The organism is Micromonospora sp. DT231 (genome assembly GCF_049847025.1).
Taxonomy (GTDB): Bacteria; Actinomycetota; Actinomycetes; order Mycobacteriales; family Micromonosporaceae; genus Micromonospora.
Window position 1 is genome coordinate 249,835 of record NZ_JBNCNO010000008.1, and the last position, 25,801, is coordinate 275,635.

Genomic DNA, 25,801 nt, shown 5'->3' on the forward strand with positions numbered 1-25,801 from the left:
CCTTACTTCTGCTTGCCGAGGGTGAGGGGGGTGATGGTGGTGCCGCGGTAGGCCCGCTGGAGGGCCTCGACGACGGCCTGCCGGTCGGCCTCTGGTGCGATCGCGGCGAGGTTGGCCACGGCGGCGGCGAGGCCGAGGCTCTCGGCGACGCGCTTGAACGCCAGGAGCTCGCGCAGTTGCGGCGCCCAGTCGATTTCGTGCTTGCGCATCCGCGCGTTGAGGGTGATCGCCGCGTCGATGGCGCCGTTAGGTACGCCGAGGGAGCGGGCGAGCTGGAAGTCGGTGGTGACCTCGATATGCACGGAGAATCGAGAGGCGAGGGCTTCGGTGAGGATCGCTCCGTGCACGCCGGGGTTGTGGCCGGCGCAGACGAAGAACCCGTCGGTGGCGGTCACGACTTCGTTGTGGTGGGCGGCGATGGTGATGGTGGCCCTCCCGTCCATCGCCGGATACAAGGCGGCGAGCACGCGGGGTGGGATGAGGGTGGCATCGTCGATGAACAGGGCGCGTCCGGCGCGCATGGCGCTCACGAGCGGCCCGTAGGCGAAGGCGAAGCCGCCGTCGGGCAGCGGAACGTAGTTGCCGACGAGGTCCTCGACGGTGGTGTCGCCGTGCCCGGCGACGGTGATCGCATCGGGGTACGCGGCTTCGATGAGGCTGGTCTTGCCGGTGCCGGGTGGCCCGTAGAGCAGGACCGGGATGGTGTCGCGGCGCAGCTGGCGCAGCACCTCGACGTCGGTGCCGTCGCCGAGCTGGCGGGGCAGGTACCAGACCCCGTTGGTGCGCAGGACAGCGCCGGGACGCGGGGGAACCGGGCCGCTCGGGGCAGGTGCCGGCGCGGCGGGCGCCGTGGGCGTGCCGGTGGCAGCCGACGGAGCGCGGCTGGTACCTGCTCCTGCGGAGAACGCGTCGATGCCCTCGGCGGTGATGGTGTACCGGCGGGGCGATCCGGTGGACACGGTCGCCCAACCACGGTCGACGAGGCGGTTCAAAACGGATCCGATCGCCCCGGACGACCGGCCGGGCAGTTCCTTGCCCAGGTCGCCGATGGAGAAGGCGCGGTGCGGTTCGGCCGCGAGTAGGGCCAGGACCGGCCCGAACATGGGGCGGGGCTTGGCCTTGGGCTTGGCGGGTCGAGCGGGCGAGGTCACCGGGCACCTCCGACGATGGCTGCGGTCGGGGTGCAACTGATACCCGCGCTCCCGGAGGTGATCAAGTCGTACCCGCGCAGCTGCGGCGCTGGCGTGTGACCGGTCAGGGACCGACAGATCGGCGTGCGGTTCAGGCGTGGCATGAGGTGCTCCTTGGCGAATAGGCCGCCGCGCGCCCCTTCCCGGGGCGCGCGGCGGCGTTGGTGAGCCACAGCGGGCGGGAAGAGCGCACGTAGTCGTGCTCGGCTACGCGGAGCGCTGTTCAGGTCGGGGCGCCTACCGGTGGGGAAGGCGCGGTCGGACTCGGGAATCGCAGGCCGGCGCCCGGCCCGCGTACGGTGCTTCGACTGCTTGCGTGTCGGTGTCGCCTGTCGGCGGCGGTTATGCCGGTGCCAATCTGGCCTTGGTCAGGTTTGGGCCTACGCCTGGTCGGGGTCGGGCAGGTCGCCGACGATCCGGTCGCAGGCGTACGGGTCGACGGCCTCCCAGCACCAGTTGCGGCCCATCACCACGTACCGGCTGTCACCGCCGGGGGCCATGCGTTCAATGGCGTCCGGGTCGTCGGATAGGGCGCGCTGGTCGGCGACGATGACGTCACCGTCGAAGGACAGGTCGGCCAGCGCGGCGTCGACCCGCCGGTCCAGTTCGTCCTCCGGCACGCCCTCGTCCCGGAGGCTGTCGCGGTACTGGTCGCGGTGCAGTTGCTGGTCGGTGACGATCGCCTCGGCGACCGCACGGGTGCAGGAGAACACCGCCCACCCGTTCCAGTGGTCGATCAGGGTGCCGGCGAACCCGACCGCGAAACGGTCGCCGCCGTCCGGGTCGGCAGTGCGCGCCCAGTCGCCGGAGAACACGCCGGTGTCGCCGACACGGACCCGGTCGGGGCGCAGGTGGGTTACATCGACGCCGGTGGGGCTGGCCGCGAGGCGACACAGGTCGGCGATCCGGTCGGTGGCGGCGGTGTCGAAGGCGTCGCGGTAGACGGTCATCGCCTCGTCGCGCTGCTGGATGCGCAGCCCGAACCAGCCGCAGACGTCGCCGATAACGTCGGCGAACAGCCCCCATCCGGCGGTGTCGACCGCCTCTGTGGCGAAGGTGAAGCGGGGCAGGGCATCGAGGACGGCGGGATCCCCATCGTCAATGCCGGCGAGGACCCGGCGGGCGGCCAGGCGGGTGTCGCCGGTGACTCGGGCGCCAATAGTGTCCTGAGCCCACCATTCGGCGGCGGTGCCGCCGGCCTCGGTGCCAGCGGCGCGCATCCGCTGCAGTGAGGCGGCCCATCCGGCGGCCTCGTCGACGGGCCCACCGGTGGGCGGCGGTGTGGTGGTGACCGGTTGGATGCGGTCGCCGGCGTCGAGGCACATCGACAGGGCCGAGCCGCTGTCCCAGGTGACCTCGACTATGTTCTGCTGCTGGTCGTGGCGGCGGACGGTGCCGGTGTCGCCGGGCCGCAACCGGGTGTGCGGGTCGCTGGTGTGGACCAGGGCGATGCGCTGGCCGGACTGGTAGGTCATGGTGCTCTCCGATCGGTGAGTGGACAGGCCGTCACCGCCGGTGGGTGGCGGTGGCATTGGGGCGGGTGTGCTCATCGGGTGCTGCCCGTCGTGTCACCCGTCGTGGGGGAGTGCGGTGGCCAGGGCTTGCGGGTGAGGTGGGCGCCGAACATCGGGTCGGTGGCGACCGAGGAGCCGCAGCGGGTGCAGCTGGTGGCGGTGTCGTGGCCGTAGCCGGCCATGGACGGGACCTCGACGTGGTCGATCTCGTCGACGGCGCCGCAGACGGTGCATACGGTCATCTCCGGGCCGCCCTCGTCGAGGGCGGGTGTGGTGACGAACAGGTCCTCGATCGGGTCGAGGTGGTGGACGCTGTGCCGCAGCCAGCGGCCGTGGACCGTCGCCTCGTACACCACCAGCAGCCGCTGGTCGGGGCGCAGCAGGTACAGCCACTCGTCGAACCCGTCGAGGTCCTCCCGCAGCGACCCCTGCCGGATCGTGTTGTTCCCGGTGACGGCCGGGTAGCCCAGCCCCGCTACGGGCGGCTGCCGGTGCCATCGCCGAGGCTTGGGGTTGACGGCGAGGCTCCACCAGTTGCGGGCCAGCAGCGCGGCGGCCAAGGCGTCGGTGTCGCGGCCGAACGTGTCGGTCCAGATCCGGCGCAGCAGCGGCACCAGGACCTCCGGGTCCTCGCCGAGCTGGATGGCCCGGGCGATGTACCTGCCGCGGAGCGCGGCGACACCGATCAGGACGGGTGTGCTCATGTGCCTGTCCTCCTTAAGGATCTGTGGATCGGGGGTTGCGGCGGCCGTCCGCGGGCCCGACGGCCGCCGAGTCGGGTGACCATGGGCCGCCGGTATCGCCGCTAGGGCCCGGTGGCGAGCGGGGCGTCATGTGCGGCCATGAAGGGCACCGGGTCGATCGCGCCGTTCGGGCTGGCATCGCCGTTGTGGTGCACCTCGTAGTGCAGGTGCGGGCCGGAGCTGTGGCCGGTGGAGCCGACGACGCCGATGGGCTGGCCGACGGCGACCGGCTGCCCGACCGTCACCATCGGGGGTTGGTCCAGGTGGCAGTAGCGGGTGAGCAGGCCGCCGGCGTGGTCGATGTCGACGTACCAGCCGCACCCGCGCGTGCGAGCGGGGTCGCCGTCGCGGTCGCAGTCCCACTCGGCGCCGGTGTCCGCGTGGACGGCGTTGCAGCGGACGGTGCGGACGGTCCCGGCGGACGCGGCGCGGATGATGGTGCCGCGCGAGGCGCTGAGGTCGACGCCGTCGTGACCGGGGCGGTCCGAGCTACGAAAGCCCGACCCGACAGGGGCGAGGACCGGCTGCGTCCATGGGCCGGTGGCCCCGCACCCGGCCAGGCCGTCGGTGGGTAGGCCTGCGGTGTCGGCGATCGCGGTGACCAGGTGGGTGGCTGGTCCCTCCCATGTCGCGTAGGCGTCGGGGAAGGCGCTGACTTGCACGGCCTGGGCGGCCTCGGTGAGCGGCATCGTCTGCCAGCCGCGGATCGTGGCCAGTTCGTTGAAGAACTTCTTCGAGGCGTAGACGGGGTCCTGGAGCTGGGCGGGGGCGCCCCATCCTTGGCTGGGGCGCTGCTGGAACAGCCCGACTGAGTCCCGGTCGCCGCCGGGCAGGTTTCGCAGGCTGCTCTCCTGCATGGCGGTGGCGACCGCGATTACCCAGCCGCGCGCTGGTAGCCCGAGGCGGGCGCCGGTGGTGACGATCGCGGCGGCGTTGCCGACCTGGTCGCTGTCCCAGTCACCGATCGTCGGCCACAGGGTCGGCGATCCGGGTGGCGACGTAGTGGTGGTCGAGGAGCGATCGGTTGAGGTGGCCACGGGGACACACTCGGCGGCGGCGGTGCCGCCGGCGAGGAATCCGCCGAGCCCACCGGCGCAGAGGATGAACACGGCGACGAGCGCCACCGCGACTGACCCCAGAGTTCGGAGCTTCACGTCGGCCCCCAGCGGCCGAGGGGCGCGGCGGCGTGGGATGACGTGGCGTTGCGCTGGACGAGGGGAGAGGCGTGGCCGGGCATGACTGGTTCTCCTGATTGCCGGCTAGCTGAGGCTGTGGACACCGACCGGATCGCCGTCGCCGGTGTGCACGGTGACGGTGTCGTCGGCCGGGTTGATCACGTAGATCCAGGAGGCGTCGAGGTCGACGGCGCGGCTGAGCGGGAAGACGGTTGCGGGCTCCGGCTCGGTGTCGTCGAACGTCACGCCGACACCGCCGACGGGGTGCTGGTGGGGGAACGACCGGGTGTCTGGGGTGACGTCGGATCCGAGGTAGTACCAGTCGTGGGCGAGGACCGCGTCGATAAGGGCTTGAGTGTCGCGGCGGGCGGTGGTGGCCCAGATGCCGCGCAGCTGCGCGATGAGCGCCAGGGGGTAGCCGTCGAAGTGGACGTAGCGGGCGTGGACGGTGCTGGGCTGGGCGGGATTGATGGCGCTGACGTAGCAGGTGGTTCCCACGGGTCGTCTCTCCTCGTCGTGGTGGTTGTGTGCGGGTACGGCGACGACCGCGCGGCCGTGGTGGGCCACGCGGTCGAAGGTCGTGAGGTTCCCTGGTCGGGGATGGGTGGAGTTGGTCGTTGCGTCTGGGCTGCGGCTACGCGGCGTAGGCGGCGGTCAGGGTCGCGCCGGGGACGCGGCGGGGCAGCCGCTGCGGGACCCGCGGCAGTAGGTGCGTGGCAGCGGCGGCGAGACCGTTGGTGAACCAGCCGACGAATCCGAGGGAGTTGCGGGCCGGCCGTTGTGGTGTGGGTTCACGGGTGGGTGCCGGCTGTGGCGGTGGTGTGGCTCGCGCGGCGCGCATCGCCCGTTGTGCCTGCCTGACGGCCGAACACGGCCCGCTCTGGTCGGCGCACTGCAGGTTGGCGCACCGGTTGCCGGGTCCGGGCTGATGGGCGGTGAGGACGTCCACGGCCAGCCGCCACAGCAGGGGGTCGGTGACGTCACGGGGGAGGACGGCGCGCTGGGACGATCGGGTTCGGCTGCGGTCAGACATGGCGGGTGACCTTCCGTCGGGGTTGTGAGCAGGGGCCACAGTCCGGTCGGCGCCGGTCGTGTTGTGCCTGATGGCAGCCCCGGACAATGACCTGATTGATCGACGCTCCTCTCTCGATGAAGGTCAAGTCGTCTGCCTGGGTGGTGCCGTAGGGCACGGGTGTGCGGTGCGGGTCAGGTCGGGACCCACGCTTCCGGCGGGGCGTCGGCGGCCGTCAGGAGGCTGTCGGCGTGATTCGGCCGGGCCTGCTGGTGGTCTGGATGAGACGCGCCAGTGCGGAGCGGGTGGCTGGTCCGTCGTCGTGGTCGGCTTGGTCGTCGACGCGGACCACGGGGTGCGGTTCGCCCCGCAGCCTGGTGATCCGGTAGCCGCGGCGGTCGGCGTCGACCGCGTCAACGCGGCGGATCTCGTGCAGGTCGTCGGGCTCGACGAGGACGTCCTCGTAGCAGAGGGCCCAGGCCAGCAGGCGGAGTCCGGGGGTGGGATCGGCGAGGAGGTCCGTGATCAGGCCGATGTCGACGCAGGCCGCGAGGGTGGGCCGGGCGAGCGGCTGGTTGCTGTCGAGCGCGGTGGCGAGGTCCGGCAGGAGGTCGGCGAGTCCGGCGCGGTAGCGGCCCATGCGGGTGTCGTTGAGCGGCAGGTGCACGGCGCGCATCTGGCGTCTCAGGCCATTAGGTGCTGATGAGGAGGGCCGGTCCTGGACGAGCAGCAGGAGAGGCCGGCGGCCCCAGCCGAGCAGGTCGGCGCTGGCCTCAACGTGCAGCAGGCACCCGGTCAGGGTGTGGACGGTGTTGAAGGACATCACGGGGATGGGCTCCTTGGGGTACGCGAAGCCCCGCAGGCCGAATGGGCCTGCGGGGCTCCTGGTGGTGCGGGGACGTGGGTGCGGTTGGCGCCGGGGGCGTGTTACCGCAGGTCGCGGTAGCGGATGACGACTCCTGGCGGCGTGGCGTGGTCCGGGTCGTGGGCGCGGACGCCGCAACGCTTGCGTTTGGCCAGGTACATGGCCTGGTCGGCGGCGTGCAGGAGGTCGCGGGGCAGCATGCCCGGCTCGGCGAGCGCGTAGCCGACGCTGGCGGTGACGATCACCTGCTGCCCGGCGATCTCGTACGGGAGCTCCGAGATGCGGCGGTGGGCGGCCTCCGCGACAGTCTCGACCTCGCCGTCGTCACCGTGCACGACGAGGGCGAACTCGTCGCCAGCGAGATGCGCGGCCAGGGCTACCGACGGCCCGAGGGCCCTCAGGCGGTGCCCGACCTCGCGCAGCAGGTCATTGCCGTGCTCGTGGCCGTAGGTGTCGTTGACCTGCTTGAACCGATCCAGGTCGATGAGGACGAGCCCGAGCGGTTCCCCGAGCGAGAACATGGCCTCAAGGTGGGTCCACAGGGCCCGCCGGTTCGGCAGGTCGCTCGTGTCGTTGTGCGTGGCAAGCCGATGCCAGTAGGACCGGTCACGGTCGCGGGCGGCCAACGCCCGCCGCTGATGGTGAATGATGTGCCGCTGCCGGGAGAGCAGCGCCGCGGCGACGGCGAGACCAGCGAGGACTCCGCCGGCCGCCGTGAGGTACGAGCTCAGGTGACACACTTGACGTCGCTCCTTGTCTGTTAAGGAGCACCGGGGCGGGCGTGGTTCCGCCAAGTTCGACGCCCGCCCCGGGCTACCAGCGGTAACGGGTTTTGCTAGGTGGTTGCCGGGGCGAGTTGGAACGTCGCTGGCCTCTCGGCGACCTGAACGGCGACTCCGTCGGTGACGAGCTTGTGCACGGCGTTGACGACCGCGCCCGCGCTGGCCTTGGCCGAGTCGGTGCCCTCGTTCGCCTGGTCGATGGCCTTGCACAGTTGGCTGGTCTTGAACGGCTGCCTGGGATGGGCTTCTAGCACGTCGAGGATGGCCCCGCGCAGGCTGCCCTTGGACCGGCGTGGCTTCCCGCCATCGGACGCGCTCGGAGCCTCGGATGGGCTGCTGGGCGCAACGATGTCGTCGCTGCCCTCCGGGTCCAGACTGGGCGCGGAGTCTGCCTGACCGGACGCGTCCGCTGCGGGCGGATTCTCGGCGTCGGCCGGGGAAGCCTCGCCGGCCTCCGCCGGCGTTGTGGTCGGTGCGTCGGGGACGTTGTCCGGCTTGGCGGGTGGGTCCTGTAGGGCTGGCCGGCCCGCGTCGCTGTCCGGCGCTGGTCGGCGTTCGTCGTCCGGCTGGAGACTGGTCGATTCCTCGTCCGGTCTCGCCGCCGAGGCGGTGTTCGCCTCCTCTGCCGGTCCGGGGGCCTCGTCCGGTCCGTGAGCCTCGTCCGCGTTGTCGTCCGTCAGCGCGGGGGGCGGGTCGTGCCTGGCGTCGGTCGTGGTCGCCGGCGGGTCGCCGCTGTCGGTGCGGGTCGCCGCGTTCGCCACGTGCCGCCAGAGCGTGGGGCCGTCGTCGGCGCGCACCGGTTCGGCCTGGCCTGCCTCTGCCAGGGTGCGAAGTCGTTTGGTGGCCGTCGAGTAGCCGACGCCGGCGCGCTGCGCGATCGCGGCGGCCGTGTCCTGGCCAAGTGCTGCCAGAGCGGCGGCGACCTTGTCTAGGGCGCTGGGCGCCGCAGTCTGATCGGTGGGGTTGTCCATGAGTCCTCCCTGTGGCTGCTGTTGCGTCTGCCGGGATGTGGCGTGCACTGATCCACGCTTCGACAGCGCCTCGTGATCAAGTGCGGTGACCGGATCTCGGGATGCCGTCGACGCTCGGGGCCTGCCAGGCCCCCGTGCTGGTGGGCGGTGCGGCTATGGCTGGCCGAAGACGCGGTCGCAGCGGCTCGGGTCGACCGGCAGCCACGGAAGGCCCCAGCCGATCCGGTACCGCCCCCGGGTGGGCTCGACGAGGTGGACGCCGCCGCCGAGGGACACCGGACGGGCGATGGTGAGGGTGTGTCCGTCGAAGCCGACGGTGCGCCAGTCATCGCCGACGTAGGTGGCCATCGCGTCGAACGTCTGGGTAAGGGCGATCACGGCCTCGTGGTCGAGGGCGAGTTCGAAGCTGCCGTTCCACCAACCGGTCACCGTCGCGAGGTAGCCCTCGTGGTAGCGGTGGAAGCCAGGGACCGGTTCGTAGCGCAGCCACCGACCGGAGAAGACGGCTGTGCTGCCCTGACGCGGCGTGTAGTCAGGACTCGTCACTGCTGGCCCTCCTGCGGGTCGATATCGCCAGCGGTGGAGGAGGCGCCGAGGTGACTCGCGGCCGCGACCTTGCGGACGCTGGACCAAGCGACCCCTGACGCCTGCGCCGATTGGGCGAGCCAGTCGGCCGCGTCCTGCAACCATGCGCGGATGTCGTCGGCGGCGTCGATGACCTCGCTGCGCCCCTCGCTGTCATCGAGGCTGGCGAGGTGTGCCTGGCGGGCCTGGTCGAGGAGGTAGGACCCGGTCTGTGAGTGCACCCGGGCGAGCAGCCGGGTGCTGCGGTGTAGGTGCCCGATCAGGGATGTGACGTCGGAGGGCGTCGGCAGGGTGAGCAGCGCGCTGAACGGTCCGGTGGCTGTGTGTAGCCAGCGGGTGAGGTGCTCGGCGGCGGTGATGGCGCTGCCCAGTCGGGCGGGGTCGTAGGGACCGTCGACGGCGAACAGGCGGCTCATGTCGTCGAGCCAGGTGTTGGTCTGACTGTCGACCGGTAGCGGGTCGGCGACGAGGGCCGGCTGGGAGTGTTGGCCGTCGGCAGCCGCGCAGATGGGGCTGTTGTCGGCCAGATGCCACCACGGGATGCCGCCGCGGTATGCGTTGGTCCAGTGCGTGGCGGGTTGGTCTGCCACCGGCTCGTTGCAGACGGGGCAGATCGGAAGTTGAATCATGGAGCGGTGTCCCTTCAGGCAGGGTGATGACGGCGACCAGGGCTTGGTCGCCGACGGCTCGGTGCGGTGCGTAGGGGTTGGTGCCGGCGCTTGCCGGCTTATGCGCAAGAGGGAAAGGGCGGCCGTCTCGCTGGCCGGCAGCGCAGTCAGCGCCCCTGCCAGGGGCGGCTGGCACGCCGGGGGCGAGATGCGGCGGCTCGCGGGGTTTCTGCCGATGCCCTGAGCCGGTCGCCGGAATGGTGAGCGGGGCGGTGCGCCAGTGCGTGCGGGGAACCCGAAGCTGCGCGATGAGATGCGCGTGGATAGCTAGCGGTTTGCGGCGCTGCGGCGCGGACGCAGGCGCTGACCTCGTGGAGCAGGACCAATGACCGGCCCGTCGGGCGCGTCTCCCTCTTAGCCGGCTCTGTCAGAGCGCGACCGCGAGCAGTCGCTGGTCGGGGTCGATGGCGTCGAGCAGCCGGTTGGCCTGTTCGAGGTAGGTCACCCGGTCGGCCATGGCGTCGCTGGCCGGGGCCAGCTTCGCCCGTTCGGCGGTGATCAGCGCGTCGCCCGCGAGGGCGGTCAGGGCGCTGTGGTGCTGGTAGGCCATGCAGCCGGCCTGGTACATCTCGAGTTCGCTGAGGCGGATCTGCCCGGCGCCGTAGGTGGCGGCGTTGTGCATCCGGATGGCGTTGACCCGGGGTTGATGGGTGAAGTCCGCGACGGCCGTGTCCCACGGGTACTGCTGCGGGTCCGCCAGGTGGCGGGCCTCGTAGACGTGCCACGGGGTGGCGTTGCGGGTGCCGTGCACGGCGCGGCTGAACACCTGGTGACGGATGCCCGCCCCCATAGCGGCGGCGTGGCGCATGCCGGTCAGGTCGAGCAGTCGCGCTGGTCCGCCGGCGCAGTAGGCCGGGCGGCCCTTGCGCAGTCCGAACATCTGGCTGCGCTGCCACAGGTGCAGGGCGGGGTTGGCCCAGAAGCGGGGCGACAGAGTGCCCTGCACACCGAAGTTGCGGTCGAGGTGGTGTGCGGTCAGGGACTCGCGGTGCAGGTCGCCCGGCACGCAGACGATCATGGTGCGGATCGTGGCCGTCGGTGTGACAGTCGGCTCGGTCGCCTTCCGGTTCGGGTTCTTCGGCATGAGTGTGGTCCTCCTTGGGGTAGGCGCGTCAGGGCGCGCGGAGATGACCGGCCCACTGGGTGCGTGGGTCGGTTGCGGGAGAGGTGCGGTGCGGGTTGGTGCGGTGCGACCTGGGGTCGCCGCGCGGCGCGGCGCCGACCGGCCCCGGGAGGGGCGGGTGGGCGGGGCGCACCGGTAGGTGCGGCGGTGGTTCCGAGGTGGGACCGGACCGGGGTGGAGATGTATGAGGGGGTGTTAGTGCCGTGAACGGTAGCGGCCTGTTCTGTCAGGCCGATCCGACGAGTTGATCGCCGGACAGTGGGGCTGACCTGCGCTGTGAGCCATTCCGGTTCGCAGCGGAGCCCTCGTCGGCGCGGATGCTGTGAGCCTTCACGACTCTCACAGATGTTCTTGTTTGCTGACAGACGTCGGCGACGGTAGTCGGCTTGCCGGAGGTGCTCACTCCGGCAGGTGTCGCGCGCTGGCCTGCGGTGTGAGTTTCTACGGGTGGTCGAAGCGCCGCGGGTTGGTGACCGTGTCCGGGCCGTGGTCGCAGGGCAGGTCGTGCAGGTACCGCCGGTGGATGGGGTCCGAGACGAGGGTCCATACCCGACCTGCCGGGTCGGGGCCGTGGACGGCGGTGGCGATCGGGCTGGCGGTGCGCAGTCCGGCGAGCACCCTGAGGAGGCTGGCCTCTCGGCGGCGGCTGGGGACCCAGAACAGCACGGGGTAGCGGGGGCCGAAGGTGGTGAGGCGTTCGTAGCCGCGCAGCTTTGCCACGACCCGGGCAAGGTTCTCGGTGTCGTTGTCGTGCTCGAGGAAGAAGCCGGTCGAGGTGTCGCCGACGGTCCATACGCCGTGCCCGTCGGGGCGGATGCCGGCCTGGGCGTAGACGGTGGTGGCGTGTTGCTCGGACCACCAGCGCGACAGAAGAGTGTCGGGTGTGTGGCGGGCGGCGGCGATGAGGTCGGTGAAGAATTGGTTGACGCCGAGCAGGTGGTTGACCTGGCCGCTGGCGGCGATGCGCTTGGCGCGTTCCAGGGAGCTGCGCGGCGCTCTGCCGCTGGTGCCGGCAGGGTCGTGGTAGACGGTCGGGTGTAGCTGCAGTCCGACGGGTCCGAGGGTGTAGAGCAGCGACCCGTACCGGCCGTGGGCGCCGCTGCGGCCGAATCGGTGCAGCACGTCGAGGCGGTGCAGGATCGTCAGCCGCCGTTGCGCGGTGCGGCGGGTGTCGAAGAGGGCGCTGGTGATGTGGTCGGTGGACAGCAGGTAGTGCTCGGCGAGCAGGGTCAGGAGGGCGTGGTCGCGGGGGACGATGCGACCGAAGACCGCTAGCGGATCGGGGTTGCGGGAGGTGGGGGGAACACGGGAGTACACGCTATTTGCTCCTGGGCAGGATGGGGTTCCCCTCCCGATCGGGAGGGGTGTCTGGGATGAGGGAGGTCGGTGCGGAGGGCCTGTCACGGGGTGTGTGCGGCACTGACAGCCCAGGTCAGCACTGTGCTGCGGATGTCCGACGGTCACCGGTGACGATCCCGATGGCGAGCCGGTGCGCGAACCGGGCGACGCCACCGTCTGACAGGGGACAGTTAGCTCCGGTCGATTCTCGGACGGGATCGACGGTCGTCGGGCTTGCGGCTGAGCCGTTGGACGAGGTCGTCGACGGCGCTGGTGTCCTGGCTCGGTACCGCCGCGGCGGCGGCCTGGCGGATGGCGGTCGCCTCGCCGACGACCGGCTTCGGCGGCCGGGTTTTCATGGTGAACGCCGGGGTTTGGCGGCCGTTGACGACCAGCCGTGCGGCGGCGGTGTACGCGTCGAGGTGGGCGAGGTCGTGCTCGCCCAGTTCCGGCAGGGTGTGCCGGGACAGGACCTTCGCGTCTTCCGGCGCCACGGTGAAGTAGATCTTGTTGCGGGCGTTGGCCGATGCCGCGGCGAGCAGGTCGCGGGGGAACTGGGCGAGGTCCTGGTGGGCGAGCACGAGTGACAGCCGGTACTTACGCGCTTCGGCGAGCATCGTATCGAGGGAGTTGGCCAGGGTCAGGAAGTTCTGGGCCTCGTCGATGATCAGGGTCGCGTCGCGGCGCCGGTCGGGTTCGACGCCGGCGCGGGCCGTGGTGGCCTGCCACACCTGCGCGAGGATCAGGGAGCCGAGCAGCCGGCTGGTGTCCTCGCCGAGCACGCCCTTGGGGATGCGGACGAGCAGTACGCCGCCGTCGAGGACGCGGCCCATGTCGAAGCTCGACTTCGGGTAGCGCATGGTGCGTTTGACGAAGTCGCGCAGCAGGAACGCGCGCAGCCGGGCGAGGACCGGTCCGATGACCTGCGAGCGGAGGCTGTCGTTGAGGCTGTCGTACCACTGCCAGAAGCCGCTGAGCCCGGCCGGGTCGTCCAGGTCCACCGTCATCGCTGAGCGGAACTGGGGGCTGTTGAGCAGTGGGGGGATGTGTTGCAGGGTGACGTTGTTGTGGCGCAGCAGGGTTAGGCAGGCCACCCGCATGACGTCGTCCATTCGCGGTCCCCACGCTTTGGCGAAGATGTTCCCGAAGATCGACACGAGGTTGTCGACGACCAGGTCGGGGTCGTCGCCTTCGAGGGGGTTCAGCGTCGGTGGGTTGTCCTGGTCGGGGTCGAAGAGGACGACGCGGTCGGCGACGCCTGCGGGGAGCCGGTCGAGGATGTCCAGGACGAGGTCGCCGTGTGGGTCGATGACGACGGTGCCGCGGCCGGCTTTGATGTCGTCGAGGGCCATGTTGACCAGCAGGGTGGTCTTGCCGGAGCCCGTGGAACCGATCACATGCATGTGATACCTCGCGTCCGCCACTGACAGCCCGACACTGTGGCCGCCGATTTCGGCGTCGCCGAGCATCTTCACCCCACGGCCGCCGCCGGGGACGGCGACCGGTGCTGGCATGGACGCGGCCCGCGCCCGGTCGAGGCCGGGCACGGCAAGGTCCTGCGGCAACGCGGCGAGGGCGGCGAGTTCCGGGGCGGAGGTGAGGAATCCGGGGCCGAGGCGGCGTGCGGCGAGGACGGCCACCGGTGCTCGCATGCGGGCGCGGTGGGTGAGCCGGTTGCGGCCGGTGTGGATGGCGAACGCCGAGGCGAGGGTGTCGGCGATGCCCCGCAGCCGGCCGGTCGGGTCGACGTTGGGGCGCCGGTTGGTGGTGGCGACGGCGTACCGGATGCCGGTCTGCCACAGCGGGTGCCCGATCTTGTCCAGGATCGCCCGGACGTCGCGCTCGACGGTGGGATCCCGCCGGGACGCGGGCGCCGTAGCGCGGCCGGTGGTGCCGCTGCCGGGCAGGAACGCGTCCAGCAGCCACCGCAGCGGTGCCGCCGGGTTGATCGCCGGGACGGCGGTGCTGCCCGCCCGTAGCCGCCCGGCCGCGCGGCGGGCCCGCGCCGCCCGCCGGGGTGTGGCCGGGCGGGCGAGGATCTGCACGCAGGCGTACTCGCCAGGCTTGAGCTGCGCGCCAGCCGCCATCAGCGGACGCAGCGGGTCAGTGTCGTGGTCGGTGGCCAGCGGCAGCCACTCCGCGTACACGGGCAGCAGGTGCCCACCAGCCGCGGGATGGGCGCCCAGGGGGATCGGCGGCGGGGGGTTGTCATCGGTGGTGGTGGCCGAGCTGGGCCACGCCGCCCGCACCGCGGCCTCGACCGCCCCCGCAGGGACGGTGCCGGGAACCCAGATCGAGATGAGCAGCTGCCGGCCGGACCACATGTACTGCCACACAACGTGTGGGGTGCCGTGGAGCAGGCGCCGCCGCCGTGACGGGGTCAGCACGCCGGCCAGGTTCGCCCACAACGCTGGCGCGCTGTGCGGGTCGACTTCCGGCGGCGGCGCGATCGTCACGAGGCGCGCGCCACGGGCGTGGTGGCGGTGCCGCCCAATCTCGACGAGGTTGCGGACCGCGATCCACACGATCAGCCCGCCAACGGCGACAGCCGCCAGCCACGGCCGCTGTGCGGCCCACACGGCGGCGTCGAGCAGCGCGCCCGCTGCTCCGGTGGGGGGCGGGATGCGACCGGCGCCCGGCCCGATGGTGGGGCTGGGCGCCGGTGGCGGTGACGCGAGCGCTGAGCTGAGGGCTTCGGTCGGTGGTGTCACAAGTCGTCCTCTTCCTCGTCGAAGTCAGCCAGCTCGGCCGGGTCAGTCGTCGCCAGCGCGTGCTCGGCATCCGAGGCGATCGACTCGAAGCTGGTCCTGCTCGCCCCGGAGATCAGCAGCCCTTGGCCGCGGCGGGTCGAGAGCAGCAGCCGCCGTTCACCGTCGGTGAGCCCGAACGCCTCGCCGACGGCGTCGATGGCCTGCGGCGCCTGCCGCAGCAGCACCTGGGTGGAGGCGTTGGACACCACCGCCTTGCCGAGGTCGGTGCCCAGCACGTCGGCGGCGTCCTGGGTGATGACGGTCAGCCCGGCGTTGCGCTTGCGTGCCGCCTTCGACATGCGGAACATGAAGCGGGCGCCTTCGCCGTCGCGCATCAGCAGCCACGCCTCGTCGACCACCACGAGCCGCCGCCGCGAGGGGCGTTGTGGGGCGTCGACGGTGCGCCAGATCGAGTCCAGCGCGAGCAGGGTGCCGACGGTGCGCAGTTCGTCGGGCAGGTGCCGCATCGACCACACGACCAGGTGTCCGACCGGGGCCTGGGTGGTGGGTGCGTCGAACAGGTCGGCGAAGCTTCCCTGAACCCACGGTGCGAGGCGGGCGGCCAGCGTCGCGGCGGCCGGGTCGTCGTCGGCGCGTAGCGTAGCGGCCAGGTCGCGCAGCAGCGGCGCGGGCCGGTGGTGCGTGGCCGGGTCGGCGGTGATCCCTGCGGCCCGGTAGACGGCGAGGATGGCCCGGTCCAGGGCGGCTCGCTCCGCTGGTGGCGGCTGGTGGCCGAGCAGCACGCTGATGAGCGTGTGTAGGAACAGGGCGCGGCGGGTCAGGGTGTCGGGACGCCGGTCGCCGACCGGCAGGTCCAGGGGGTTGATCTTCACGCCGGGCAGGCCCAACCGGACGATGCTGCCGCCGACCGCGTCGGCCAGTCGCAGGTACTCGTCCTCGGGGTCCACCACCGCGACCTGCACCCCTTGGTAGAGGTTGCGCAGGATCTCCAGCTTCACGAAGTACGACTTCCCGGCTCCGGAGCGGGCCAGGACGATCGAGTTGTGGTTCTCCTGCGTCCAGCGGTCCCACCAGACGATGCCGGCGCTGGCCGGGTTGATCCCGTAGAGGACACCGCCGGTGGCCGGCGGGTCGCCGGGCAGCGGTGCGGGCAGGTCCGGGCTCGACAGCGGAAACGCGGCCGCGAGGGCCTGTGTGTCCATGGTGCGCAGCATCCGCAGCCCATCCGAGGCGAGGGGCAGGGTGGTGGTCCAGCCGGGAAGCTGCCGCCACGTCGCGGGCTGCACCTCCAGGAGGGTGGACGCGGCGGCGGCCCGGACCTGCGCGCACGCCTGCAGGAGTTCGTCTTCGGTACGGGCGTGCACGGTCAGGTACAGTCCGACGCGGAACAGCTTCGCCGCGCCTCGGGCCAGTCGCTCGGCCAGGTCACCGGCGTCATCTGCTGCGGCATCGACGTAGGGGTCGGCGAGCTTGCCGCGCTCGGAGTCGGCTCGCCGGGAGGACTCCAGCCGTGCTCGCTGTGTGCGCAGCCGGGACACGGCGATCGGCGCCGGCAGCGGCTCGATTTGCAACGCGAGGTCGAGCCGGCCCGGCCAGGACAGCAGCGGCTCCAGCCACGCCGGGCCGACCTCGGCCGGGTAACCGGTCACGACGAGGGTGGCGGCGAAGCCGTCGCCCACGCGCAGCCACCGGGGTGTGACCTCGACGGTGGCCGGCGCGACCGCCGACGCCAGTGAGTCCGGCTGAGGCTGTGCGCCGTCGTCGACGGACCGTCTCTTCCTGATCATTGTTGGCTCCTTGCCCTGCGGGTGGGGGCAGCGGCGGTGATGACGGCGTCGGGTGCGGCCAGGCGGCCCGGCTGCGGTGGCCGGTACGGATCGGCGGCGCCGGCCAGAGCGGCGGTGACCGCCGAGCCGTCCAGCACCCGCGGACTGACGCCGAGGCCGGCCAACGCCCGCACCGTGTCATCGGCTCGCCGCCGCGCGGCATGCGCGCGCTCGCCGGCCGCCGCGCGGGTGACGACCAGGACCTGCCGACGCAGCGGGTCCCGCCGGGCGGCCAGGTCGCCGAGGAACTCGGCGTGATCGGCGCACGCCGCGCCCAGCCGCGGATGCGGCTGGACGTCCACGGCGGCGGCGAGAGCCCGGCTATGGGAGGCCAGGTCAACCGGTTGCGCGGACACGACGATCTGCGTCGGCGTCGACAGACTGTTGAGCCACCGACCCCACCCCTCGATCAGGGCCGCCTGCTCGGCGGGTGTGCGAAGCGCGAGGTTCACTGTGGTGGTGCCGACGATCGCCGCCCGCGCGTCACCGAGGCTGACCTCCCCGTCGTCGTCGATGGCGTCGGCGGGCAGCCGCAACGGCGCTGGCAGCGGCATCCGGCCGGCGGTGGGGGTCTCGACCCAATCCGGCGTCCCGGTGTCCGCCGCGACGGTGGCGGTGGACAGCGACCGGGGGGTGCGGGTGTGGCGGATCGCGTGCAGCAGCCACACATCCATCGACAGGCCGTCGCGTCGGCCCAGCGCCAAACCGATGACCAGCCCGCCGAGCACCACACCAGCACCGATGAACACCGGCGCCGGGACAACGCCATGCAGCGTGCGCCACGCGGCGTAGAACAGCAGCGCGCCGGCGGCGACGATCGCCAGCTGGTGGAACGTCAGCCCGTAGGCGACCTTGTCGGGGGCGTCGACGTCGGCGGGCATCCGTGCCCTCATCGGCGCTTCGGGATCAGGTCGGGTCATCTGATGGTCCTCCGAAGGGTGTTCAGGCCGGGGACGGTGCGGGCGAGCTGCTGCACCACGACGACGCGGACCACCGCGCCGAGCATGCTGCTCGTGCTACGTCCGGTCTGGCCCGCCCAGCGGGCCAACAGTGTGGGGATCTTGACGGTGGTCCACAGCAGCACCACCACGACCAGGAGGTTCAGCGTTCCGCCCGGGTCGACGGGCAGCCCGAACACCGGCAGCATGGTCGCCGGGTCGAGCAGTGTCTGCTGCCCCGCGGTGAGGAAGAACGCCTGCGCCACGGGGATCGCCAAGCATCCGGCGTAGGCGCGCCACCACAGCCGGGCGAGACCGTCGGTCTGCGGCAGCGCGTGGCAGGCCAGCGCCAGCGGCGCGATGCTCGTCATCACCAGCAGCGCCACGAACCGGCCGATCAGCTGAAACGCGGCCGTCACGACCAGAACGGTGATGAGGAGGATCAGGACGAGGAACAACAGCGGGACGGTGCGGTCCTGTGCCGCCGCGAGATGGGTGCGGATCGCGGTGAACGCGCCGCCGCCGTCGTAGCCGCCCTCGCTGATCGCCGCGGTCAGAGCATTGGCGAGATCGACGAGCTGGTCGCAAGCCAACTGGGAGAAATGCGCGGCGCTGAACCCGACGACCAGCCGCGGGAGGAGGTCCTTGACCGTGTAGCGCGACTGTTCGTCGCCGCCGGCGACCATGACGAGCACGCCGGCGGCGACGAACGCCAACACGAAGACGGTATCCACGATCCAGATCGACCGGCCGGTGAGCGCCTGCACCTGCGGCAGCACGGTGACCCTCGGAGTGGTGAGCAGAATGCCGGTGATCAGGTCGAAGATCGCGTTGAGGCAGGCCAGGATCGCCGCGGTGAGCCAATCAAGAACCTGGTCGAGGACCCATCCCACGGCGATCAACCCCCGACGATGCCCTGGACGACCTGCAGCAGGATCGGGGCCAGGACGGCCAGGCCGTAGCCGATCAGCGCGTTGCGCAGGGCGAGCTTGGCTTTCTCGACCTGCGACGGGTCACCACCTGCGGTGGCCCAGTACACGCCGGCCAGGACGAGGAAGAGGGTGGCGATGGCGGCCAGGATGCCCATGACCCAGGCCTGCAGGTTGGCGATCACCACCGGCAGGGAGTACGCCGCCAGGTAGACGGCGGTGCCCGGATCGGCGTACGCGGCGGCCGGGAGAGCGAGTGGCAGGCCGACGCCGGCCAGCGGTACGGCCGCACGGAGCGCGAGACGAACGACTCGCGGGATTCGGAGAGTGTGCTGTGGGGAGCGGGACATTGCGGTTCACCTCCCGCCGCGCCCCGGCCACGAACAGGCGTGACCGGGGGCGGCGATTGCTCGAAGCGGTCCGATAGGACCGCCGCCGGGCGCAAGTGAAGAAGGCGCGAACCGCATGAGCCCCGAGAGGAGCTCGTCCTCCCTCAAGGGTGGGTTGCGGTCATCAATGTGGTGTCAGCGCATCAACTGGCGCGGCACCCGAGGCGCGCGGATCGCGGCTCCTCGCACCGCCCGGCGGCGGGCGGGACCGGCGAGCGGTACAGCTCGAAAGGTCCCGCACCCCCAAACCGGGATTTGTGAGCCCGGGCGAACACTTGCCGCGCTCACCCCGGTCCGGGCACGGCCCACAGCGCAGGTCAGGACCTTTTGACCGCCGATCGCGCGGCCCGCGGGCGAGGATTCACAGCCGGACCGAGACGGGCTGTCTGTGGGCGCTGTGAGTGCCGTTGGCGCTCACAGCGCTTGACACGGCCGCGTCGGTTCGCCCCTTCCGGTTGCTCTAGACGGTGACGGACAGCTTCTGCTCGTCGGAGCCGAGGGGACGGCCGAGCGGCGCCCGCGCGGCAGAAGGTGACGGCGGGGGCAGGTCGGCTGGCAATCCTGCGCCGGTTCTCTCGTCACTCTGCTGCCAGCACAGCGGGCTGCCTCCCGAGCACCTCTACGGGGGACGGGTGCTCGGCACGCGGAAACGGCTGTGGCCCGACGGTGCACGTCGGGCCACAGCCGTGCCGGTTGGCTGTCAGGCGGCTGCCGCCGCAGCGTGCCGCCGGGTGGCTTCGCGGCGGGCGGCCGCGGCACGTCCCGCGCGGCGCCGACCGCGCTGCTCGGCCTGCTGCCGCAGCCGCGCCGTGGTCTCCGGCGACGCGATCCCGGTCAACAGCCCGTCCGCGAGGGCCTCGGCGAGGCGGCTGTCGATGCGGGACAGCCGCATGCGCAGGGCGTCGACGCTGACACCATTCCTCGCGGCGATGGGCTCGATCGCCCGTCGACCGAGCCGCACGTCGATGTAGGGCTGCTCGTCCTCGGGGTCGACGATCCCGAGGGTCACCGCGCGGCGGACCAGGAGGTCCGGATGCCCGTACGGCACCGGCGGGGTGCGGGAACCGAGGGCGAGGTGCTCGATGTCCTGCACCGGCAGGCACTGATGCTGCTGCAGGCGCAGGTCCCGCCCGGCTCGCCACGCCGCCTTGCACAGGCTCGCGTACGGCGCGGGTTTGGTCAGGTCGGCCCGGTCGCGAAGCGCGGTCAGGAACCCGGTCAGGATCTCGGCGTCGATATCCGCAGGGTCGCCGGTGTAGCCCTCGCCCAGGTTTGCCGCGTACTGCTGCAGCGCCGGCATCGCCATGCCGACCGCGGCGACGACCCAGTGCGGCCCGTCGAGGCGGGCGCGTCGGATCAGCTCCCGCCACACCTCGTCGCGCGCCGTGTAGGCGCGGGGGTGGTACAATAGCCAGTCCCGCAGCGCGGGCAGCGGCATCACCGGCCGCGGCAGACCTGCGTCGGAGAAGAACGCCGTGCAGTCGAGAGCCAGCGGCGCGGGCTCGCAGGTCAGCGCGGCGAAGGCGGTCGCCGCCGCGTCGAGGGCGGACGTCGGCCAGTTCGTAGCGTCGGACACGCTCATGTCAACACTCCTGTGACACCGAAGGGATGCGAATGCCGTCGCCGGCGTTGTCACGGCGATCGGTGGCATCCAGTGCGCCACAGCAGGCTCACACGGTCCTGACAGAGCCGCTCAGGGCGCTGTTCGTCGCCCTCGACTGGGCCTCTGTCAGTGGCCCGCCCGCCCGGCGCGCCACCGTCGCTGATCGTTGGCAAGGGCCTGACAAAGGTCGGCTGACCTGCCCTGTGACACCCTGACAGAGCCTGTGACCGCGCGGTTCGAAGGTGGTGGCACAGGCTCACGTCGTGAGCCGCGAGATGGCGCGGACGACCTCACAGGGGACACACGCGGCCTGCTGTGACAACCGGGTCGGCTCACAGCACCGCTGTCACCGCTCGCCGGGGACGGCCCGCGCGGACTACCGACGCACCCATGACAGTCGCGGGCAGGCTGTCACCGCTGGACATCCCGCACCCTGTCACAGGCGACGCGCCGCGCCGATGACAACGGCCCGGCACACGACGCTCGGCAACCTCTCACAGTGCCGGTCAACGCTCATGTCCACGTCGACGCCCGACTCGTTCTCTCCAACCGGCGCCGCCACCGTCAGCGCCTCCTGTCAGTGAAACAGCATCACTGACAGAAGTGAGTAGGGACGAAGCCGGTCCCGTCGCGGTAGGCCACCTGCCGATGGCTGCCGGTCCCGCGCACCAGGCAGGACAACGGAAACCGAGAAAAGCTGCTGCCGGGTCGAGCGTTGTGAGCGGTTGTGGGTTCGGCAAGTGTTCGCCGAGGCTCACAAACCCCGGTTTGGGGATGTCAGCGCTTCACGGCGCGGCGCGGAGCCGACAGCACATGAACGCGCACACGCCGCACCCACACCCGCAGGCCGACCACACCGAGCCGGCCAACCCCACTCTCATCGACCTGATCGCCGGCGACCCGCCGGTACCGATCACGGTCTGGCGCACGGCCCGTACCGACGCCGACCCGCACACCATCCTGCCCACCCGTCTGGCCTACCGCCTCGTCGCCGCCTACAGCCGGCCCGGGGAGGCGGTGGCCGACCTCACCACCGACCACGTCCTCGCACCCATCTGCGCGCAGGGCGGTCGCCAGCACCACCGCGCCTGGTTCACCGACAGCTCCAGCCTGATCATCGGACCCGCCACCGCTGGCCCGCCGGCGCCCACGACCACAACCAACCCGCTCACCGCGCCCGAGCCGGAGGCCGGCGACGCGCAGGACCCGCCCGGGTTGGTCGACTGGTTTGGCGACGACCTCACCGACCCCGACCTGCCCGGCCCCGACGCCACGGTCGTCCGGCCGCCCCACGACGGGCCGCTGGACGCGGCCATCAGCCTGGTGGTCGCCTCCTGGCCGCTGCACGAGGCCGGCATGACCGCCCGGGTCCGCCTCGCCTGGCTCCTCGCTGCCTGCGCGCGGCTGCTGCGCCCCGGCGGCTGCCTCGTCCTCGTCGTCGGCGTCCCCGCCGGTACGCAGCCCACGCCGGAGGACTTCGGGCCGCTTGTGGCCGCCGCCTCCGCGGCGGGACTGGGCTACCTGCAGCACATCGTCGCCGTCGAGGCCGACACCGACGGCGACCAATTCATCTACTTCGGCGCTGATGAGGAGCTGCTCACCCTGGCCCACGCCAACCCCGAGCAGTGGTCGGTCGCCCACCTGAGGGTGCACGCCGACCTGATGGTCTTCACCCCACAACTGATTCCCGCCTCGGGGTCGGGACGACGCCGTGGCAGCGACGGCGGTGAACGCCGTGGCTGAGCACACCACCGCGGGATCTTCCGGCGCGGGCGAGCCGGACACCAACAGCTCCGCCGTGAGCGAGGACTACCCGGGCCGGCACCCCAACTACGAAGGCCGCCACCGCGCCAATCCTGAGGGCCTGTCCGTATGGGCCACCGCCCAGTCGACCGGCCCCGTCCAACGACGCGGCCGGTACGTGCCGGAATCGGTCAAGCATCCCGCCCGGATGCTGCCGGCGATCGCCGCCCACGCGATCGCCGCCTACACCCAGCCCGGCGATCTGGTCCTGGACCCGATGTGCGGCATCGGCACCACCCTGGTCGAGGCCGTCCACGCCGGCCGCGACGCATTCGGCATCGAATACGAGCCGCAATGGTCGAACATCGCCGACGCCAACATTCGTCACGCCCACGACCAGGGCGCCAGCGGACGCGCGTCCGTCATCCGCGGCGACGCGACACGGCTGATGTCCCTGGTGCCGAAGGCCCTCACCGGGCAGGTGGCGCTCGTGGTCACCTCACCGCCGTACGGGCCCACCGTCCACGGCCTCGTCCGCCCCGGCGAACACGGGGTCGTCAAGTACGACGACCGGTACAACGACGGCGAGGACAAGGGCAACCTCGCCTACCGCGACCTGACCGGTCTCACCGACGGCTTCGCGCAGATCCTGCGCGGCTGCGCCACCCTGCTACGACCCGGCGGCGCCGTCGTGGTCACCGCCCGCCCGTGGCGCAAACGCGGCGAGCTGGTCGACCTGCCCAGCGCCGTCATCGCCGCCGGCCTGCGCGCCGGACTCGTGCCGACCGAGCGGTGCGTCGCCCTCCTCGCCGCCGTCCGTCACGGGCAGCTCGTCGCCCGCCCGTCGTTCTTCCAACTCCAACAGGTCCGCAAGGCCCGCACGTCCGGGGTGCCCATGCACCTCATCGCCCACGAAGACGTTCTGATCTTCACCAAGACGCACACGCCTGAGGACGGATCCGGGGTGGTCGCGTGAACCCACCCACTCACCGCTACCTGTCCCCGGGCGCCGGCGTGCAGAGCTCTAAGCTCCTGCTGCTCGCCGCCCAGGGCACGATCCCCGGGTTCACCGCGGCGATCTCCGCCGAACACCAGGACTCAGCCGAATGCACGTGCACTCTGCTGAATCCGACGACCGCTACCGATAGAAGCGATTCACCGGACACGTTCGGCGAGCCTCAGCTCAGTCAGGTAGCGCTTGACGACCTGGCCCCCGTAGTTGACGTCGATGAGCCGCGCGATGGAGTTCAGCAAGGCGCTCTGCTGCGCGTCCGGCAACGCACGGTGGCCGGAGTAGGTCAACAGCAGATCCAGGTAGTCCGCTGTCGAGTACGGCAACTCCCACTCGTATCGGTAGAAGCTCGCAGGCCCGAACCGCCCCGACGAAATCAGCTCCCGATCGTCCTCCGGAATGTCTCGGGCACCTTCAAGACGCAGGCCCGGTGGGGTCGACGGATCGAAGCGCTCGTAAAGCTTCTGAATCTCAACGAAGAACGCCTCGGTCCAGGTGCCACCGGCGACGTGGTGGGTTCCCACGGTGGCCAGCAGACCACCGAGACGCAAGGCGTCAGCAGACTTCGACACCCGCACGGCCGGATCGATCCAATGAAACGCCGTCGCGGAGAAGACCACGTCGAACGGTTCCGCAGGCAAGGGCCACTCCTCAAACGCTGCCGTCACCACCTCCACCGAGTCGGAGCCGGCAAGGTTTCGCCGAGCCACAGCAGCCATGTCTGCGCCCAACTCGACGGCCACGATCCGGTAGCCACGTTTTGTCAGCGGCACGGTCGCCTGCCCAGTGCCACAGCCGATCTCCAACACCCTTGCATCGGGCGCTACGCCGGCCGCAGCGAGATCATCGAACATCTGTGCCGGGTACCGGGGCCGCGCACGGTCATACCGTTCAACGTCCTCGTTGAAAGTTTCTCGCAGTCTCATGTAGTCATTGCTCTCGCTCACCCCGAGAGAGTACGAGTGCCGCTCCTGCGGCAGGCACTCAATTCTCAATGCCTGGCTCGCCGGGGCGCTGCAGCTCGCCCGCCTGCCGATCGTTACCGGAAATTCGCAATAACGTGCCCGTTCCACGACGACGGCTTCTGGTTCGCCCTGCGCGAGCACAGCCCGCGGGAGTGGGCGGACGCCGTCGCCTTCGACCGATCCATCCGCAACGGCTCCGACCGGGCCAACCCGGACGGACACCCCTTGCGCGGCCAATTCTTCTTGCACAGGCAGCGAGTGCCGCTCGACGAGGTGCAGCTGCGCCCAAGTCCTCAACTCGCAGAAGCGCCTGGTTGCGGCCCCTGGCCCTGTCCACACGGCGAGCCGGTGACCGGCGACGCCGGGCGCGGGGAGGTGGCGTGAGCATTGCCCACACCACCGCCCCCCGCATCGGATCGCTGTGCACCGGCTACGGCGGCCTCGACATGGCCGTCGAGCTGGTGCTCGGCGGCCAGCTCACCTGGTACGCCGAAACCGACCGGCACGCCCGCACCGTCTGCGCCCACCACTGGCCCGGCGTGCCCAACCTCGGTGACATCCGCGCCGTCGACTGGGCCCGCGTCGAGCCCGTCGACGTCCTCACCGCAGGGTTCCCGTGTCAGGACATCTCCAACGCCGGCAAGCGCGCCGGCATCACCGGAGAGCACTCCAGCCTGTGGAGTGCCGTCGCCGACGCCGTTCGCGTCCTTCGACCGCCGCTCGTGTTCGTGGAGAACGTCGCCGCCCTCCTGCGGCGAGGCTTCGACGTCGTCGAAGCCGACCTGGCCACGATCGGGTACGACACGAACTGGCTATGCCTACGCGCGTCCGATATCGGCGCCGCCCACCGCCGCGACCGGCTGTTCCTGCTGGCCGCACCCGCGACACGACGGGGTGGAGGTGCGGACGCTGCCGACACCGTGCGCCCGTGACGGCAAAGGACCCGGCCACCAGTACGGCCTGCCCGACCTCATCGAACCGTCGGGCTCCACCCACGGCCTCCTACCCACCTCCACCGCAGAGCACGTCGCTCGCGCCAGTCAGCACGGGCACACGCGCACCGACGGCGCACGGCTACTGCCCACCCCCAGGGCGAGCGACACCGGCACGCCCGGACGACGCGCGGGCGCCGGCTTCCGGCCCCCGCTGTCTCAGGTGCTGCTGCCCACCCCGCGGGCCACCGACGGCGAAAAGGGCTGCCCTGGGCAGCGCGGCTCGCACGGCGACCTCACCCTCCCCTCCGCGGCGGTGCGGGTCCCGACCCGGATCCTGCCCACCCCGCGCGCGTCCGACGGGCGCGGCCCCGGGCGGCACGGCGACGGCGGCGCGGACCTGCGCACCACCATCGCCGCACTCGGGCAGCCCGACGAGCAGCGGTGGGGCGGCTACGCCGACGCGGTCGCCCGCTGGGAGCTGCTGCTCGGCCGCCCCGCACCCGAACCCACGCAAACCGGCCGGCACGGCAAACCCGTCCTCGCGCCGCCGTTCGTGGAATGGCTCATGGGCCTGCCCGAGCACTGGGTCACCAACCCCACCCTCGGGCTACCCCGCACCGCCGCACTGCGGGTCCTCGGCAACGGCGTCGTCCCCGCCCAAGCGGCGACCGCCCTGCGACTACTGCTCTGCCAGCACACCTAGCCACTGCCAGCCCCCGGTGGCTGGGGGCGGCCGCCACCCCCCCCCACCCCCCCCCGCCCCCCACCCCCAGGGCCCCCCCCC

General features: G+C 71.6%; 24 protein-coding genes. 4 read left to right on the forward strand and 20 right to left on the reverse strand.

The window, feature by feature from the left end; translation table 11 throughout:
- Positions 1-2: 2 nt before the first annotated feature.
- The 19 genes from ACPXBU_RS21910 to ACPXBU_RS22000 form a co-directional block, all read right to left on the reverse strand.
- The gene (locus ACPXBU_RS21910) at positions 3-1,151 is read right to left on the reverse strand and encodes an AAA family ATPase (RefSeq protein WP_425759432.1); all 1,149 of its coding nucleotides are present in this window, start codon (positions 1,149-1,151) and stop codon (positions 3-5) included.
- Between the two features lie 419 nt (positions 1,152-1,570).
- Positions 1,571-2,665: a DUF4314 domain-containing protein gene (locus ACPXBU_RS21915; protein WP_425759433.1), complete on the reverse strand. Its 1,095-nt coding sequence runs from the start codon at positions 2,663-2,665 to the stop codon at positions 1,571-1,573.
- 71 nt (positions 2,666-2,736) lie between these two features.
- Positions 2,737-3,408, reverse strand: coding sequence for a hypothetical protein (locus tag ACPXBU_RS21920; protein ID WP_425759434.1), 672 nt, complete (start codon positions 3,406-3,408; stop codon positions 2,737-2,739).
- Between the two features lie 101 nt (positions 3,409-3,509).
- Entirely contained in the window at positions 3,510-4,601 is a 1,092-nt protein-coding gene (locus ACPXBU_RS21925) for a M23 family metallopeptidase (RefSeq protein ID WP_425759435.1), read from the reverse strand.
- A gap of 105 nt (positions 4,602-4,706) precedes the next feature.
- Entirely contained in the window at positions 4,707-5,120 is a 414-nt protein-coding gene (locus tag ACPXBU_RS21930; RefSeq protein WP_425759436.1) for a hypothetical protein, read from the reverse strand.
- A 136-nt stretch (positions 5,121-5,256) separates the two neighbouring features.
- On the reverse strand, positions 5,257-5,655 hold the full coding sequence (locus ACPXBU_RS21935; RefSeq protein WP_425759437.1) for a hypothetical protein: 399 nt from the start codon (positions 5,653-5,655) through the stop codon (positions 5,257-5,259).
- 214 nt (positions 5,656-5,869) lie between these two features.
- On the reverse strand, positions 5,870-6,457 hold the full coding sequence (locus ACPXBU_RS21940) for a hypothetical protein (RefSeq protein WP_425759438.1): 588 nt from the start codon (positions 6,455-6,457) through the stop codon (positions 5,870-5,872).
- A gap of 104 nt (positions 6,458-6,561) precedes the next feature.
- Complete coding sequence (locus ACPXBU_RS21945) at positions 6,562-7,239, reverse strand: diguanylate cyclase domain-containing protein (RefSeq protein WP_425759439.1); 678 nt, start codon at positions 7,237-7,239, stop codon at positions 6,562-6,564.
- Positions 7,240-7,334: 95 nt separating this feature from the next.
- Positions 7,335-8,252: a MarR family transcriptional regulator gene (locus tag ACPXBU_RS21950; RefSeq protein WP_425759440.1), complete on the reverse strand. Its 918-nt coding sequence runs from the start codon at positions 8,250-8,252 to the stop codon at positions 7,335-7,337.
- A gap of 153 nt (positions 8,253-8,405) precedes the next feature.
- On the reverse strand, positions 8,406-8,798 hold the full coding sequence (locus tag ACPXBU_RS21955) for a hypothetical protein (RefSeq protein WP_425759441.1): 393 nt from the start codon (positions 8,796-8,798) through the stop codon (positions 8,406-8,408).
- Complete coding sequence (locus ACPXBU_RS21960) at positions 8,795-9,466, reverse strand: hypothetical protein (RefSeq protein WP_425759442.1); 672 nt, start codon at positions 9,464-9,466, stop codon at positions 8,795-8,797. Before ACPXBU_RS21960 ends, ACPXBU_RS21955 begins: the two co-directional genes overlap by 4 nt.
- A 406-nt stretch (positions 9,467-9,872) precedes the next feature.
- Positions 9,873-10,589 (reverse strand): hypothetical protein, encoded by a 717-nt coding sequence (locus ACPXBU_RS21965; RefSeq protein WP_425759443.1) that lies wholly within the window; start codon positions 10,587-10,589, stop codon positions 9,873-9,875.
- A 480-nt stretch (positions 10,590-11,069) separates the two neighbouring features.
- Complete coding sequence (locus ACPXBU_RS21970) at positions 11,070-11,945, reverse strand: replication-relaxation family protein (RefSeq protein WP_425759444.1); 876 nt, start codon at positions 11,943-11,945, stop codon at positions 11,070-11,072.
- A 212-nt stretch (positions 11,946-12,157) separates the two neighbouring features.
- The gene (locus tag ACPXBU_RS21975; protein WP_425759445.1) at positions 12,158-14,677 is read right to left on the reverse strand and encodes a type IV secretory system conjugative DNA transfer family protein; all 2,520 of its coding nucleotides are present in this window, start codon (positions 14,675-14,677) and stop codon (positions 12,158-12,160) included.
- Entirely contained in the window at positions 14,674-16,464 is a 1,791-nt protein-coding gene (locus ACPXBU_RS21980) for a VirB4 family type IV secretion system protein (RefSeq protein ID WP_425759446.1), read from the reverse strand. Before ACPXBU_RS21980 ends, ACPXBU_RS21975 begins: the two co-directional genes overlap by 4 nt.
- On the reverse strand, positions 16,461-17,384 hold the full coding sequence (locus ACPXBU_RS21985; protein WP_425759496.1) for a PrgI family protein: 924 nt from the start codon (positions 17,382-17,384) through the stop codon (positions 16,461-16,463). Before ACPXBU_RS21985 ends, ACPXBU_RS21980 begins: the two co-directional genes overlap by 4 nt.
- A 35-nt stretch (positions 17,385-17,419) precedes the next feature.
- Entirely contained in the window at positions 17,420-18,334 is a 915-nt protein-coding gene (locus ACPXBU_RS21990) for a hypothetical protein (RefSeq protein WP_425759497.1), read from the reverse strand.
- Positions 18,335-18,339: 5 nt separating this feature from the next.
- Positions 18,340-18,720 carry a pilin gene (locus ACPXBU_RS21995; protein WP_425759447.1) on the reverse strand — a complete coding sequence of 127 codons (381 nt, stop codon included), beginning with the start codon at positions 18,718-18,720 and terminating at the stop codon, positions 18,340-18,342.
- A 739-nt stretch (positions 18,721-19,459) separates the two neighbouring features.
- On the reverse strand, positions 19,460-20,341 hold the full coding sequence (locus tag ACPXBU_RS22000) for a hypothetical protein (RefSeq protein WP_425759448.1): 882 nt from the start codon (positions 20,339-20,341) through the stop codon (positions 19,460-19,462).
- 834 nt (positions 20,342-21,175) lie between these two features.
- Here ACPXBU_RS22000 and ACPXBU_RS22005 point away from each other — a divergent pair.
- Positions 21,176-22,105, forward strand: a complete 930-nt coding sequence (locus tag ACPXBU_RS22005) for a hypothetical protein (RefSeq protein WP_425759449.1) — start codon at positions 21,176-21,178, stop codon at positions 22,103-22,105.
- Positions 22,089-23,081, forward strand: a complete 993-nt coding sequence (locus ACPXBU_RS22010; RefSeq protein ID WP_425759451.1) for a TRM11 family SAM-dependent methyltransferase — start codon at positions 22,089-22,091, stop codon at positions 23,079-23,081. The genes ACPXBU_RS22005 and ACPXBU_RS22010 overlap by 17 nt, the downstream gene beginning before the upstream one ends.
- Positions 23,082-23,260: 179 nt before the next feature.
- Here ACPXBU_RS22010 and ACPXBU_RS22015 read toward each other — a convergent pair whose 3' ends face one another.
- The gene (locus ACPXBU_RS22015; protein ID WP_425759452.1) at positions 23,261-24,064 is read right to left on the reverse strand and encodes a class I SAM-dependent methyltransferase; all 804 of its coding nucleotides are present in this window, start codon (positions 24,062-24,064) and stop codon (positions 23,261-23,263) included.
- A gap of 398 nt (positions 24,065-24,462) precedes the next feature.
- Here ACPXBU_RS22015 and ACPXBU_RS22020 point away from each other — a divergent pair, with 398 nt between their 5' ends.
- Together ACPXBU_RS22020 and ACPXBU_RS22025 are read left to right on the forward strand one after the other, a co-directional pair.
- The gene (locus tag ACPXBU_RS22020; protein WP_425759453.1) at positions 24,463-25,014 is read left to right on the forward strand and encodes a DNA cytosine methyltransferase; all 552 of its coding nucleotides are present in this window, start codon (positions 24,463-24,465) and stop codon (positions 25,012-25,014) included.
- Positions 24,983-25,720: a hypothetical protein gene (locus ACPXBU_RS22025; RefSeq protein ID WP_425759454.1), complete on the forward strand. Its 738-nt coding sequence runs from the start codon at positions 24,983-24,985 to the stop codon at positions 25,718-25,720. Before ACPXBU_RS22020 ends, ACPXBU_RS22025 begins: the two co-directional genes overlap by 32 nt.
- Positions 25,721-25,801: the final 81 nt, after the last annotated feature.